The organism is Microbulbifer maximicatervae (SeqCode), assembly GCF_052467325.1.
Map to the genome: position 1 here is coordinate 4,996,154 of NZ_CP174310.1, position 13,779 is coordinate 5,009,932.

Here is a 13,779-nt window from a genome sequence, read left to right on the forward strand (position 1 = left end):
AAGTGGGCCAGAATGGAAGGATACACTCAAATTTTGGATTTTGGTCGCAGGTGGGCGGCGGAAGGCGTCATTAGTGCATGACTATATATAGTGTTGCGGTCAAAATTGCTGGTTGAATTTTATAGGAGAGTCTAAACCAGCCTTTTTCTCTCACTTGAGGAGGGGATACCCATGGATTCGCGGTATTTCGCTACTGTTCGTCGCGCAACCTTGATGCCTTGCTTATCCAATTCCTGGGTGATTTTATTGTCAGAGAGCGGTTTTCGTGGCGCCTCTGAATCAATTAGCTTGCGAATCAGAGCTCGAATGGCTGTGGACGAGGCGTCCTCTCCAGAATCTGTGCTGACGTGACTGGAGAAGAAATATTTGAGTTCGAATACTCCACGTGGGGTCAACATGTATTTCTGAGTAGTTACTCGAGAGATGGTGGATTCATGCATGCCAATGGTTTCGGCAATATCAGCCAGAACCATCGGTCTCATCGCCTCCGGCCCCTCTTCAAAAAAGCCCTGCTGCTTATCCACAATTGAGGTGGCAACTTTTAGTAGGGTGTCGTGGCGGCTCTGTAAGCTTTTAAGGAACCATCGGGCCTCTTGGAGGTGATCCCGTAAAAAGCTGTTGTCCCGTGAGTTATCCGCTCGTTTTACCAGGGATGCATATTGCCCATTGATGCGGATTTTGGGGGTGATTTCCGGGTTCAGTTCAACCAGCCAGCGGTGTTCTTTGCGCGACACAATAATGTCAGGAATGACGTAAGCAGGTTGCTCGCCATTAAATTCCTCACCGGGATTAGGGGTTAAAGTCTGGATAAGGCGGATCACCTCACCTAATTGAGATTCGTTGAGGCGTGTGCGCCTGCTGAGCTGCCTGAAGTCTCTTTTCCCAAGCAATTCCAGGTGGCGCTCAATGATGGCCTGTGCCTCTTTCAGCCACGGGGTTTCTCCTGGTAGCTGTTTTAACTGAAGCAATAAACACTCTTGGAGGCTTCTGGCCCCACAGCCGGCAGGTTCAAACTGTTGCACAGCTTTAAGTACGGCCGCTACCTCATCCTCGTCGACTTGTAGGGAGGTGGCAACATCATCAACGTCAGTGTTGAGTAGTCCGTTCGGATCGATCGCATCAATGAGGTGCTCGCCGATCCACTTGTCGTGGCTAGACAGAGCAGTTAGGTTTAATTGCCAGCGTAGGTGGTCCTGCAGCGTATCAGTTGAGCTGTTGCGCTCAAAATTGGAGTCTTCCCCCTCTGCTGGGCCGCTATAGCTGCTGTAAATGTCATCCCAATGAGAATCAACCGGCAGCTCTGTTGGAATGTCCTGGCTCCAGTCGGTATCGCCAAGCTCTTTCTCTTCACTGGAGGTGCTGTTTAAGCCTTCCTCCGAGGTGGTTGGGGGCTCTTGCTGGGCGTTTTTTTCGGTAATCGCTGTTGCAGGAGTCAGGTCCTCGCTCTCAACCTCTAACATTGGATTGCTATCGAGGGCCGCTTGAACTTCCTGCTGTAAATCCAATGTAGAAAGTTGCAGGAGGCGTATTGCCTGCTGCAACTGGGGAGTCATTGTTAGCTGTGTGCCGAGCTTGAGCTGGAGAGACTGCTTCATAGTTTAGGGCTGCAGGCCGGTGCGACAATGGGTTCGTCAAAGTTAACCCGAGATGGCGCAGACTACCCCGGCCCCCAAACTATTACAAGCAATAAGCGTGCCGACTACCGGCAATTGAATGGTCAGTCCAAAAATAAAATATGATGTGGCTCTCGATATTTCGCTTATTTGATTATGTTTGTCATCATTCGCCATTAAATGGTGAACTCGTGTCCCAAATAGACTTCCCGCACTTGCTGATTGGCAAGGACGTCATTTGGTGTGCCTGAGGCAATGATATGGCCCTCGCTGACGATATAGGCGGTTTCGCAGATATCCAGGGTTTCCCTTACATTGTGGTCTGTGATCAGAACGCCGATATCCCTGTCACGCAAATGGCGAATTATGTATTTAATATCATTTACTGAGATGGGGTCGACACCGGCAAAGGGTTCGTCGAGTAGGACAAAGCTCGGGTTTGTAGCGAGGGCGCGGGCAATCTCTACTCGGCGTCTTTCCCCACCGGATAGAGCCATTCCGAGACTGTTTTCAATGTGGGTAATGTTAAACTCTTCAAGCAGCTCCTGCGCCTGTTTTTCTCGCTCCGCGCGACTGAGTCCCTTGCGAGTTTCTAGGATTGCGAGAATGTTGTCGCGTACTGACAGTCGGCGGAAAACAGAGGCCTCTTGGGGAAGATAACCGATCCCTTTGCGGGCACGCCCGTGCATTGACAGGCGGGTAATATCTTCGTCGTCGATCAGGACTTGCCCGGCATCAGCCTGCACCAGCCCTGCGATCATGTAGAAACAGGTGGTTTTTCCAGCTCCATTGGGACCTAGCAAACCGACGACCTGCCCACTTGAGACACTGACAGAGACATCTTGAACAACTTTTCTTTTCTTATATTGTTTGGCGAGGTGTAACGCTTGTAGCGTTGGCATAATGAGTCCTGAAATCTAGCCGCAGCCGAGAGAGGCAGCGGATTACATCATTGTAAATAGCGCTGGTTTACAGGCATTGAAATTTGGGTGGATTACTGATCTGTGGTGGTACCTGTTTCGGCTTCGGTTTCTGCGGGTTCGCCGGCTCCGGTACTCTCAGGCTTCCAGATCATCTCAACTCTCCCTTTGCCCGGTTGACTGCGAGCGCTCATTTGTTCGGTTGCGAGGTCGTAGTCAATTTTCTCGGCAGTCAGGGTGTTGCCATCGCGATCGATATAAGCCTGCCCGGTAAGCTGTAGCTCTTCAGAGCTGATGACATACTCTATGCGTTCAGCGTGGGCTTTTACAGGTTCCTCGCTCTCCAATATCTTTTGTTGGAAGTGTGCCGGGCGGCCAACAGCAATGACCCGGCTAATTTCATCGCTGGCTGTAAAGTAGACCTCCACTCGATCTGCCCTGATTTGAAGGGAGCCCTGTGTGATGACTACATTGTCACTATAAACCACGAGGTTGTTGGCGCGGTCAGCTGACATAGATTCCGAGCCCACAGATATTCTCTGGGTTCTGTCGTCGGGTAAAGCCTGCGTTACGGTAGTAATAGCTGCTAGCGTAATAGCTGTGAGGGCCTTAAAGATAGAGGAATAGCGGTTATTGGGTGTCATAGCTGCTCTTTACATCGGACAGGATTTCCATCCGGTTTTCTTTCAGGTAAGCGCGCATCCCCGTTCCTTCAGTGCGGTTGGGGCCGGAGCTAATAGTAACAACTTTGTCGGTCTCGGCGAATTCCCTGTCTGGGAAGATTGTGATTCGTGGTGTGACTAGTTGGATGCCATTAGGGGTGGGGAGTTCATCAATTTGAACATCGCCTGTGAGTACGATTCGTTTTCCCCGGTTGAAGGCCACACCTCGTTCGGATCGAGTTGCCCACTTGGGTTGGTCGTCCGTATAGAACAGCATACGCGGTTCTTTTAGGTTGGCGCGATCCCTGCGCTTAAACTGAAAGTAGGTAATTTGTTCTGCATCCACGCGATAAGCTAAATTGCCTGCCTGGTCAAAATTTCGAGTTTCAGCCCCCATGATAACAAGTTCTGGAGCTCGATTTTGCTGCTGCGGTGTGGGCCTTTTACCCAGCAATTGTTCTGGCGGACTCTCGGAAAACCAGAGTCCGGCACTGATAAGCAGAATGACCAGTACGAGAGGCAGCCAGGAACGCATCATTTTTCTCCGATATAGGGGGCGAGCGCCGCGTCAAAAGTCCCCTGAGCAATCATAATGCGGTCACAGACTTCGCGTACAGCGCCTTCGCCACCACGTGTTTCGGTGACCCACAGCGCGCGTTCCCGTACAGGTGGGGCCGCATTGGGTGGTGCGATGGGGCACCCAATCTTGGTCATTACTAGAAGGTCGGGATAATCATCACCGACATAGGCGATATCCTCCAGGCGGCAAGACTCCTCAGATAGTAACTCTTGTAGGGCGGCAAACTTGTCTTCCCGACCTTGAATTAACTTATTGATACCTAGGTCGTGGGCGCGGCGTTCTACAACGTTACTACGCCGGCCAGTAATAATGGCTACGCGAACCCCGGAGTTTTGCAGCATCTTAATGCCGTGCCCATCCAGGGTGTTAAAGGTTTTGAGTTCATTGCCGCTGTTGTCAAAATAAAGCTTTCCGTCTGTCAGGACTCCGTCCACATCCAGAACAAGCCAGCGGATATTTTTAAGGGAATCATTTATTTTTTGTTCGGATATCACCGGAATAATCTCTCTTCGCCTTTGTTTGTGAGGGCAAAACCTGCATATTAAATATCCGGTATTATCTCAGATAACACCGGCGCGCAGAATATCGTGCATATGGAGTACGCCAACTGGGTGATGCGCTTCATCTTCCACAACTAATGCGGTGATTTTATAGTCCTCCATAATCCTCAGCGACTCTGCAGCAAGAGTGTCAGCAGAAACCGTTTTAGGACGGCGACTCATCACCTCCTCCATAACTGCTTTGTCGAGTTCGATTTTTTGGTCTATTACCCTGCGCAAATCACCGTCAGTGAATACACCCAGTAATTCACCATTGTTATTTACAATAGTCGTCATGCCGAACCCTTTGCTGGTCATCTCCAGTAGGGCTTTTGATAGTAGAGTCTCTGGAGTTACCTGGGGAAGCTCGTCGCCCGCATGCATTACATCCTCAACCTTTAATAGAAGCCTTCGCCCTAGGGCGCCGCCTGGGTGAGAGAATGCGAAGTCTTCTGCGGTAAAACCTCTAGCCTCGAGAAGGGCGACAGCAAGGGCGTCTCCCATCACGAGAGTGACGGTTGTGGATGAGGTGGGAGCCAGATTGAGGGGGCAGGCCTCTGTGGCTACCGATATATCCAGATTGACTTCCGCAGCTTGAGCGAGAGGGGAGTCAGTTTTACCTGCCATGCTTATTAGTGGAATACCCAGGCGTTTTAGTAGGGGGAGTAGGGTGAGGACTTCACCGGAGGAGCCAGAATTGGATATGGCAATAACAACATCGTCTCGGGTGATCATGCCGAGGTCGCCGTGGCTCGCTTCGCCGGGGTGAACAAAGAAGCTAGGAGTGCCAGTACTGGCAAGGGTTGCGGCGATCTTGCGGCCAATATGCCCTGACTTCCCCATTCCGGTAACGATTGTGCGGCCGCGACACTGCATGATCATGTCACAGGCTCGCTGAAACTCCCCATTAATTCTGTTTTCCAGTGCTGCCACCGCTTCGGTTTCCATACGGACGGTGCGGCGTCCGGCCTCCAAAATTAAATTCTGTGTCATCAACTGCCTCGTATCGCTTGCTAGTGCTTTTTAACCAGTGCCGTAAAACTGCCTATTATGCGACAGCTTCGCTATTTACCTGTGTGACAGCGTGGATAATTTTTGTCTTTAGGGCCCAGCACTCGAAGAGGGCTCGACATTTTGCTGTCGTGCTAATCTATATTAGCGGTCTGCTGGCTGAGGAAAAAGCCAGTGTGTTGTTCGGTTGTGTCAAATGACACGCTTGTACATCGCCACATTACCAGGTGCGGCCATGGTATAGTTTGCCGTCTCCGCTGTCAGCTATGTCACTCAATGGATGATCGACACATTCTCAGTTGGGCTGCGGGAAAGTTGATATGTGGTATTGCTATGGCACTAAATTGTGCCATGTGCGTCCAAGGAATGATTTGCTAACTGGAGATAATTTGTGAACGCATCATTTTGGATTGGCCGGTACGGTTTGTCGCGATGGATTAGGTTTGCGCTTTGTGTTGTTTTTGCGTCTGCAGTAGTGCCTGTAGCTAATGCTGCTCAAAATCCATATGTAATGATTGAGGGGGTTTCTGATGAGTTACTGGGGGTGATTCGATCTAATGCCCAGTATGCGAATTCAGATCCGCAAAGATATTACGGTGCTGTCGAGGGCGTGCTGACACCGGTTGTAGATTTTGATTTTATCGCTCGGGGTGTAATGGGGCGCTATGCGAAGCAAGCGACCGCCGAGCAGCGTTCTCGTTTTACGCAGGCTTTTCGTCGTGACCTGGTTGCAACATTTGCTCGTGGCGTTGCAAATTTTGGGGATTTGGACGTAAAAGTGGTTAACCCTGGCACCACTCCGCAGGGTAATCGTGTCAATGTCCTTCAGGAAGTCCGCAGTAAAGAAGGAATCACAAAGGTATCTTATACCTTGGTGCGCAATCGGGCGGGCCAGTGGAAATTGATCAACGTAATTCTGAACGGGGTCAACCTGGGCAAGACTTTCCGCAGTCAGTTCTCCCAGTCAATGCAGACTTATGGAGATATCGATAAGGTGATTTCCAATTGGTCGGCGGCAGATGATGCAGCCAATAAAGTGAGCTGATCCGCGAACTTTGGGGTGCGCAGCTGCGCACTCCGCCTGATTCAAGTACACTTGCGTGCTGTTTTTAACTAATCGCAATTCCCTCCTATGCAACCAGACGAAATCAAGACCCTAATTGAAGGGCAAATTCCCGATAGCACTGTTGAAGTGGCTTTCGAAGGTAGTCATCTGATGGTGACTGTGGTGAGCAGTGCCTTTGAAGGTTTGAGTCGTTTAAAAAAACAACAGCTTGTCTATGCCGCACTTGGCGAAAAAATCGCCGATGGTACCTTGCATGCCGTGCAAATGCAGACTCTGACTCCAGAAGAAGCCAGTCGTTAACCTGCCATTGCCGCTGAGGTGTTGGCGATCTAGATTAAGAGATTGAATGGATAAGTTGATAATAGAGGGCGGTAGCCCGATCTCCGGGACTCTGAGGATTTCTGGTGCTAAAAATTCAGCCTTGCCGATATTGGCTGCTGCGTTATTGGCTGATGGGCCCGTGCAAATCGATAATTTGCCGCACCTCAATGATATTACCACCATGATCACCTTGCTCCGGTGTATGGGGTGTGATGTCACTATTGATGAAAAGTTGGGCGTTGAAATCGATCCCCGCTCAGTCAATGACCTGACGGCTCCCTACGAGCTGGTTAAAACCATGCGGGCCTCAATCCTGGTTCTGGGGCCTCTATTGGCCAGGCACGGTGTGGCAAATGTCTCCTTCCCTGGTGGCTGTGCAATTGGCAGTCGACCGGTCGATATTCACCTCAAAGGCCTGGAGGCCATGGGTGCCGAGATCACTATCGATGGTGGTTTTATCCGGGCTCGCTCTAATGGCCGTCTCAAAGGTGCCAATATCGTCATGGAAAAAGTGACGGTTGGTGGCACTGAAAACTTATTGATGGCAGCAGTGCTCGCAGAGGGTACAACAACTCTCCACAACGCTGCGCGTGAGCCTGAAATCGTTGATTTGGCTGAATTCCTTATTGCGATGGGTGCCCAGATAGAAGGGGTTGGGACCGACACCCTGCGTGTTCACGGTGTGCCTAAACTCACCCCCTGTAAGTTCACCGTTATGCCGGACCGTATTGAAACCGGAACCTTCCTGGCAGCCGCTGCTGCGGCGAGAGGTAAGGTGCGCCTGCTTAATACCCGTGCTGATATCCTCGATGCGGTGATGCTCAAGTTTGAAGAAGCTGGCGCCCATATCAGTTGCGGTGACAACTGGATTGAACTGGATATGAAAGGCAATCGCCCTAAAGCGGTGAGCTTCCGCACAGCGCCTTACCCAGCTTTCCCTACAGATATGCAGTCCCAGTTCACAGCAATGAATGCTGTAGCCGAAGGGAAGGGGACTGTGGTTGAGACCATCTTTGAAAACCGCTTAATCCAGGTCCATGAGCTCAATCGAATGGGAGCGGATATCACCCTGGAGGGCAATACGGCAATTGTTACCGGGGTAGAGAAACTTAAAGGCGCTCCGGTAATGGCCTCTGATCTACGCGCATCAGCGAGCCTGGTTATTGCCGGCATGGTGGCAGAGGGCACTACTATGGTGGATCGTATTTACCATATTGACCGCGGCTATGAGTGTATTGAAGAGAAGCTTCGACAGCTCGGCGCGAATATTCGGCGTATTCCCGGCTGATTGCTGCAAAGTTAACCCCAAGAGCCAAAGACGGACTGGCGTAAATCGAAATGACTGCACAAATTACAATCGCACTGACTAAAGGGCGGATTCTTCAGGAGACTCTGCCGCTTCTTAAGGCGGCGGGATTGGAGCCTATTGAGGATCTGACTAAGAGTCGGAAGTTGATATTCCCAACGAATTGCGAAGGGGTTCATCTTCTTCTCTTGCGGGGCGTGGATGTGCCTACTTATGTGCAGCACGGCGCTGCTGATATCGGTGTGGCTGGTAAGGATACATTGCTTGAGCACGGTTCTGATGGCATTTATGAGCCTCTAGATTTGGGTATTGCTCGCTGTCGCCTGATGACAGCCGGTGTTAAAGGTCGACAGCTGCCCAGTGGCCGAATCAAGGTCGCTACCAAGTTTGTGCAAAGCGCCAAGAGGCATTACGCCTCGATCGGGCGTCAGGTCGACATTATTAAGCTGTATGGGGCTATGGAGCTCGCACCGCTAATGAACCTGGCCGATGAGATCGTGGATATTGTGGATAGCGGCAATACGCTAAAGGCCAATGGCCTTGAAGCTCGCGAGACCATTGCGCAAATTAGTAGCCGGCTTATCGTCAATAAGGCCGCTCTGAAGATGAAATATGCATCTATTAATAGTCTGATTGAGAAACTGGCAGCGGCTGTCGCACAAACCAAGTAGATTCCTGAAGCGTTATGACGAACAAAATAATTCGTCGGCTAAATACGGTCGATATAGATTTTGATGAACAATTGAAGCAGTTGCTCGCTTGGGAGTCGGTGGCAAATCATGAGGTCGAAAGTATCGTTGCAGAAATATTGCAGCGGGTTCGCTCTCAGGGTGATAAGGCTGTTATTGAATTTACTAACCGCTTCGATCATCGAGATCTCGCAGCTGCAGAAGAATTCGCCCTTCCAGCCACTGAGCTTAATGCAGCTCTGGATCGTATTGCTGTCGAAGAGCGCGAGGCCCTGGAAGTCGCTGCTGATAGAGTTAGGCGCTATCACGAGCATCAGCGACAGGAGTCCTGGCGCTATACAGAGGCTGATGGGACTGTGTTGGGGCAGCAGATTACCCCAATGCAAAGTGTTGGTATTTATGTTCCCGGAGGTAAGGCGAGCTACCCTTCTTCCGTGCTTATGAATGCATTTCCAGCAAAGGTGGCAGGTGTGCAGGCCGTTAATATGGTAGTGCCTGCTCCGAAGGGAGAGCTAAACGACCTGGTGTTGGCGGCAGCGGCAATTGCCGGAGTGGACCGGGTGTTTACGATTGGTGGTGCCCAGGCAGTAGCCGCGCTCGCTTATGGCACTGAGTCTGTCCCAGCTGTGGATAAAATAGTTGGCCCGGGTAATATCTTTGTTGCCAGTGCCAAGCGGGCAGTTTTTGGCCATGTCGCCATCGACATGATTGCGGGTCCATCTGAAATCCTGGTGATCTGCGATGGGCAAACCGAGCCCGATTGGATTGCAATGGATCTGCTTTCGCAGGCGGAGCACGATGAGCAGGCGCAATCTATTTTGTTGTGTCCAGACGCCGAATATTTGGATCGAGTTGAGAACTCGCTTCAGAGGCTTTTGTCAGAGCTGCCCCGGGCAGAAATTGCCGCACGTTCCCTTGTTGATCGCGGGGCGCTGATCCAGGTGGAGTCCGTACAGCAGGCGATAGAAATCTCTAATCGGATTGCGCCGGAGCATTTAGAGGTGTCAGTAGAGAGTCCGGAAGCTTACCTTGCAGAAATTCATAATGCTGGAGCTATTTTCCTTGGGCGCTATACCGCAGAGGCCTTGGGGGATTACTGTGCCGGCCCCAATCACGTCCTTCCTACCAGTGGTACTGCTCGATTTTCTTCGCCTCTGGGGGTATACGATTTCCAGAAGCGAAGCTCGGTTATTTACTGCTCGGAAAAAGGTGCTGATGCCTTGGGGCGTGTGGCGCGCACCCTTGCTCTCGGGGAGGGGTTGGATGCTCATGCCCGCTCTGCGGCTTATAGGGTAAAGGGCTTGTGAGGGGAGCACCCCGGCAGAGCTGATTCTGCGGGGGTGTAAAACCTTATTCTGTAGTGGGAATACGGGTAGCTTGCCAGGCTAGAGCGCGCCACTCACCTTCCCGCTTAATAAATGTGCCGGTATTAAAGTAGTAGCTTTGTTCATCTTTGCTGCTGTCATTTGCAGATAGCTTGAATGCAATGATAGCGGTATCCCCCAGCAATCGAATGTCGATCTCCTCGGCGGTATAGCTCGTAGTTACAGACTCGCTGGGAGATGTTTGCATTCCCTGCATAATCTCGCTTTTTCCAAAGCGTTTTCCTCCGGAGCTGGTATACACCAGGTCCTCGGCCCAGAAACGTTGATGGGCCAGGGAGTCAGTGGCGGCCCTGCCGATAAAGTCGATCAGCAGTTGATGCAAATCTTCTCGATCCCCAGCGGCCGCTGGGGTTGTGGTTATGGTAAAAAACAGAGCTAAAACCAGTGAGCGCATAGAGGGCTCCTTCTTTAGAAATTATTCTATTGTCGTCTTTGTCTGGGGCTCTTCCGAAACAGTGGCATCAACCGTGTGGGACACTCCATCACGAATAAATGTTATTGATATGGTGTCGCCGGGGCGCAGAGTGGCCATGGTAGCCTCCCCTTGCTTGCCATCTCCGATGGGTAAGCCGTCAATATGTGTAATGACATCTCCGGGCTGAAGCCCTGCAATGTGCGCCGGGCCTTCATTGTAGATGGCTGTCACCATTACGCCGCCGGTCGAGTTTAAATTGAACTCTTTGGCCATTTGCGGGCTGATGCCGCGAGCTTCAATGCCCAGCCAGCCGGGTACGACGCGGCCATAAGCAATAATATCCTGCATTACCTTGAAGGCAATGTTGGCGGGAATGGCAAAACTGATACCGCCGGAATAGCCGGACTGATTGAGGATTGAGGTATTGATGCCAAGCAGGCGGCCGCGAGAGTCAACGAGGGCACCCCCTGAGTTTCCTGGATTGACGGCAGCATCTGTTTGCAAAAAGTTTTGCAAATAGCTTCCGGTACCTGAATTCTCAAGGTGGCGACCTTTTGCGCTGATAATGCCCTGGGTCACAGTTTGCCCAACGCCGAAAGGATTACCAATTGCCAGGACTACATCGCCGACCTGGGCTCTATCTGGCTCACCAACTGAGATGGAGGTTAGGCCGTCGAGATCAATTTTGAGAACGGCCAGGTCAAAATCCGTATCGCTGCCTACCAGCCTTGCCTGTGCTTCCCGCCCGTCAGCCAAAAGGATAACGATGGCGTCAGCCTGATCGACTACATGATGATTGGTCAAAATGTAACCGTTATCGCTGGCAATGACGCCTGACCCAAGGTTGGATTGCATCCTCTGCCTTTGCGGAACATCCATATTGTCAAATAGACGTCTAAATAGGGGATCGTTAAACAAAGGGTGTTGGCGCTGGGGCATAGCCATTCGCGTGTAGATGTTGACTACAGCGGGGCCTGCTACATTGACGGCATGGGCATAGGAAACCGGGCCTTGGATATCGTTTCCATCGGCTTTGGGCGTGACACCACGTAGTTGCGGGAATATAACCAAGAGTAGGGCAGCCATGGCTAGGCCTACCAAGGTGGGTAGGGCCCAATCTTGTAGAAATCGGTTCTGGGACACTCGTGACTCCTCTTTGCGCTGATTATACACACGTCTCCAAGTGGAATCGCTGCACATAGCGTTGGTTAGAGGAAATTGTTGCTTCTCCTGAGTATGCTTGTTCCAGCACCGGATTGTCTTGGATCATAAATACTCTGTGTTCTGTTTTGGTTGGAAGAGTATTTATTGTTTATGGCCTCTTGCGTTGGGCGCTTTTTATTTACAACTTCCTTGAATTGCAATTTTGGTATATCTGTGAGGTTGGGGGTAGGAGGCGGGGGAATTGATCGGTGGGCCTTATTTGCTGGGTATAATGTGATTCCTGCATCCCATTGAGATTGGTCGCTTGCGATAGATGCGTATAATGGCCAGTCGAAATTTTAAGACTAACCGGTAACTACTGTTTTTGGAGACCTAAATGTCCCTAGTTCGCCCCCATGGCAGCGTTGAGCTTCAGCCGCGCTTTGTATATGACAGTGAAAGGCATCACCAATTGATGCACGAAGCGGAGTCCCTGCCGTCAATCGTGGTCAGTTCTGCTGCCGCCGCCAATGCGGTAATGCTTGGGGCGGGCTACTTTAATCCGTTGCACGGCTATATGAATCTGGCAGATGCTATGAGTGTCGCTGAAACCCTGCGCACGGTAGATGGTTTATTCTGGCCGGTGCCGGTTGTTAACGTTGTAAAAGATGCCAGTGAAATCGAGGGTGCCTCCCGTATTGCCCTGCGCGACCCGAACGTAGAGGGTAACCCGGTTCTTGCAGTGATGGATGTTGAAGCGATCGAAACCATCTCTGAAGAGCAAATGGACACCATGGCTGAGCAGGTGTTTGGTACTCTGGATGAGAAGCATCCTGGTGTTGCAACCTTCAAATCTGCTGGTCGCACCTTGGTTTCAGGGCCGATTGAAGTATTGAACTTCAGCTACTTCCAAAGTGACTTCCCGGACACCTTCCGCACTGCAGTTGAAATTCGCAATGAGTTCAAGGAGCGTGGCTGGAATAAGGTTGTAGCATTCCAGACTCGCAATCCAATGCACCGTGCTCACGAAGAACTGTGCAAAATGGCCCTGGATGGCGTAGAAGCGGATGGTGTTCTGATCCATATGTTGCTCGGCCAGTTGAAGCCTGGCGATATCCCCGCTCCGGTGCGCGATGCTTCCATTCGCAAGATGGTAGAGCTGTACTTCCCGGCAAATACTGTGATGGTTACCGGTTATGGCTTCGATATGCTGTATGCAGGCCCTCGCGAAGCGGTACTGCATGCCGTATTCCGCCAGAACTGTGGCTGTAGCCACCTGATTGTAGGTCGCGATCACGCTGGTGTTGGCGATTACTATGGCGCTTTTGATGCGCAGACTATTTTTGATGAGAAGGTACCCGAGGGTGCTCTTGAGATTGAGATCTTCCGTGCTGATCACACTGCTTATTCCAAGAAGTTGAATAAGGTGGTTATGATGCGTGATGTTCCGGATCACACCAAAGAAGACTTTATTCTGCTCTCAGGCACTAAAGTGCGTGAAATGTTGGGTGATGGTATTGCGCCGCCCCCGGAGTTTTCCCGTCCTGAAGTGGCGCAGATTTTGATGGACTATTACCAGAGTCTGTAGGTGCCAAACAAAAAAGGCGGGTAGTTACCCGCCTTTTTTATATCTGGAAAAACTGTGTTAGCCCCCTGTCTGGTGGCCTCAGTCTGTCCTAACTGCTTTCGTGAGCCTCTTTTTCGAGTCCATAGTCTTCGGCAAGAGTACCTTTGGCGCCAGGTTCTTTTGGGGCCCAGTCGCGAGGTGGCTCTATATCCTGCAGCTTTTCATCGTTGTCATTTAATTTCCCACTACCGGCTTTCAGCATTTGGCGACCAATATCCTGGCTGGATAGGCGCAGCGCGCTATTAGAGAGGTATTCGTGAACCTCTTTGTAGCTTTCGGTGAGGTTGTGGACGAGTTGTGACGTCTGGTCAAAGTGATCGTTGACCTGTAGCTGGAAATCTTCGAGCTTGTTGTTGGCCTCACGGAGTCTCTGCTCCAGCTCCTCTGAGCGCTCCACACTGGTACGCCCGCGCACAGCTAGGAATGCCAGGAATGCACCCAGGGTCATACCGAGGACGCCGACTAGAATTAATACCGATGTAGAGTGCACTTGCTACCTCCT

The 13,779-nt window shown here is 51.2% G+C and carries 15 protein-coding genes; 6 read left to right on the plus strand and 9 right to left on the minus strand.

The features are described 5' to 3' along the window. Positions 1–131 precede the first annotated feature (131 nt). The 6 genes from ACJJIE_RS22210 to ACJJIE_RS22235 form a co-directional block, all read right to left on the minus strand. A complete protein-coding gene (locus ACJJIE_RS22210; protein ID WP_444893013.1) occupies positions 132–1,595 on the minus strand; it encodes an RNA polymerase factor sigma-54 in 1,464 nt (487 codons plus the stop codon). A 194-nt stretch (positions 1,596–1,789) separates the two neighbouring features. After that, positions 1,790–2,515 (minus strand): LPS export ABC transporter ATP-binding protein, encoded by a 726-nt coding sequence (gene lptB / locus ACJJIE_RS22215; protein WP_282933903.1) that lies wholly within the window; start codon positions 2,513–2,515, stop codon positions 1,790–1,792. A gap of 92 nt (positions 2,516–2,607) precedes the next feature. Then, positions 2,608–3,177, minus strand: coding sequence for a lipopolysaccharide transport periplasmic protein LptA (lptA, locus tag ACJJIE_RS22220; RefSeq protein ID WP_444893014.1), 570 nt, complete (start codon positions 3,175–3,177; stop codon positions 2,608–2,610). Further along, on the minus strand, positions 3,164–3,733 hold the full coding sequence (gene lptC, locus ACJJIE_RS22225) for an LPS export ABC transporter periplasmic protein LptC (protein WP_282933901.1): 570 nt from the start codon (positions 3,731–3,733) through the stop codon (positions 3,164–3,166). Before lptC ends, lptA begins: the two co-directional genes overlap by 14 nt. Continuing rightward, positions 3,730–4,275: a KdsC family phosphatase gene (locus ACJJIE_RS22230; protein ID WP_444894794.1), complete on the minus strand. Its 546-nt coding sequence runs from the start codon at positions 4,273–4,275 to the stop codon at positions 3,730–3,732. The genes lptC and ACJJIE_RS22230 overlap by 4 nt, the downstream gene beginning before the upstream one ends. A 60-nt stretch (positions 4,276–4,335) precedes the next feature. Beyond that, a complete protein-coding gene (locus tag ACJJIE_RS22235) occupies positions 4,336–5,307 on the minus strand; it encodes a KpsF/GutQ family sugar-phosphate isomerase (protein ID WP_282933899.1) in 972 nt (323 codons plus the stop codon). Positions 5,308–5,716: 409 nt separating this feature from the next. On the opposite strand from ACJJIE_RS22235, the gene ACJJIE_RS22240 reads away from it, so the two are divergent. From ACJJIE_RS22240 to hisD, 5 genes are all read left to right on the plus strand, one after another. After that, positions 5,717–6,370 carry an MlaC/ttg2D family ABC transporter substrate-binding protein gene (locus ACJJIE_RS22240; protein ID WP_282933898.1) on the plus strand — a complete coding sequence of 218 codons (654 nt, stop codon included), beginning with the start codon at positions 5,717–5,719 and terminating at the stop codon, positions 6,368–6,370. Positions 6,371–6,457: 87 nt separating this feature from the next. Next, the gene (locus ACJJIE_RS22245; RefSeq protein ID WP_282933897.1) at positions 6,458–6,691 is read left to right on the plus strand and encodes a BolA family protein; all 234 of its coding nucleotides are present in this window, start codon (positions 6,458–6,460) and stop codon (positions 6,689–6,691) included. Between the two features lie 46 nt (positions 6,692–6,737). Then, the gene (gene murA, locus ACJJIE_RS22250) at positions 6,738–8,000 is read left to right on the plus strand and encodes a UDP-N-acetylglucosamine 1-carboxyvinyltransferase (protein ID WP_444893015.1); all 1,263 of its coding nucleotides are present in this window, start codon (positions 6,738–6,740) and stop codon (positions 7,998–8,000) included. A 50-nt stretch (positions 8,001–8,050) separates the two neighbouring features. Beyond that, a complete protein-coding gene (hisG, locus tag ACJJIE_RS22255) occupies positions 8,051–8,689 on the plus strand; it encodes an ATP phosphoribosyltransferase (RefSeq protein WP_444893016.1) in 639 nt (212 codons plus the stop codon). A gap of 14 nt (positions 8,690–8,703) precedes the next feature. Then, positions 8,704–10,014 (plus strand): histidinol dehydrogenase, encoded by a 1,311-nt coding sequence (gene hisD / locus ACJJIE_RS22260; RefSeq protein ID WP_444893017.1) that lies wholly within the window; start codon positions 8,704–8,706, stop codon positions 10,012–10,014. Between the two features lie 43 nt (positions 10,015–10,057). On the opposite strand, the gene ACJJIE_RS22265 is transcribed toward hisD, so the two are convergent. Next, positions 10,058–10,486 (minus strand): nuclear transport factor 2 family protein, encoded by a 429-nt coding sequence (locus ACJJIE_RS22265; protein WP_444893018.1) that lies wholly within the window; start codon positions 10,484–10,486, stop codon positions 10,058–10,060. A gap of 21 nt (positions 10,487–10,507) precedes the next feature. Then, positions 10,508–11,650 (minus strand): S1C family serine protease, encoded by a 1,143-nt coding sequence (locus ACJJIE_RS22270; RefSeq protein ID WP_282933892.1) that lies wholly within the window; start codon positions 11,648–11,650, stop codon positions 10,508–10,510. Between the two features lie 397 nt (positions 11,651–12,047). Between ACJJIE_RS22270 and sat the strand changes: the two genes are divergently transcribed. After that, a complete protein-coding gene (gene sat, locus ACJJIE_RS22275; RefSeq protein ID WP_444893019.1) occupies positions 12,048–13,238 on the plus strand; it encodes a sulfate adenylyltransferase in 1,191 nt (396 codons plus the stop codon). Between the two features lie 88 nt (positions 13,239–13,326). Here the strand turns inward: sat and ACJJIE_RS22280 are convergent, their stop codons facing one another. Continuing rightward, positions 13,327–13,767: a Z-ring associated ZapG family protein gene (locus ACJJIE_RS22280; RefSeq protein WP_282933890.1), complete on the minus strand. Its 441-nt coding sequence runs from the start codon at positions 13,765–13,767 to the stop codon at positions 13,327–13,329. Positions 13,768–13,779 lie beyond the last annotated feature (12 nt).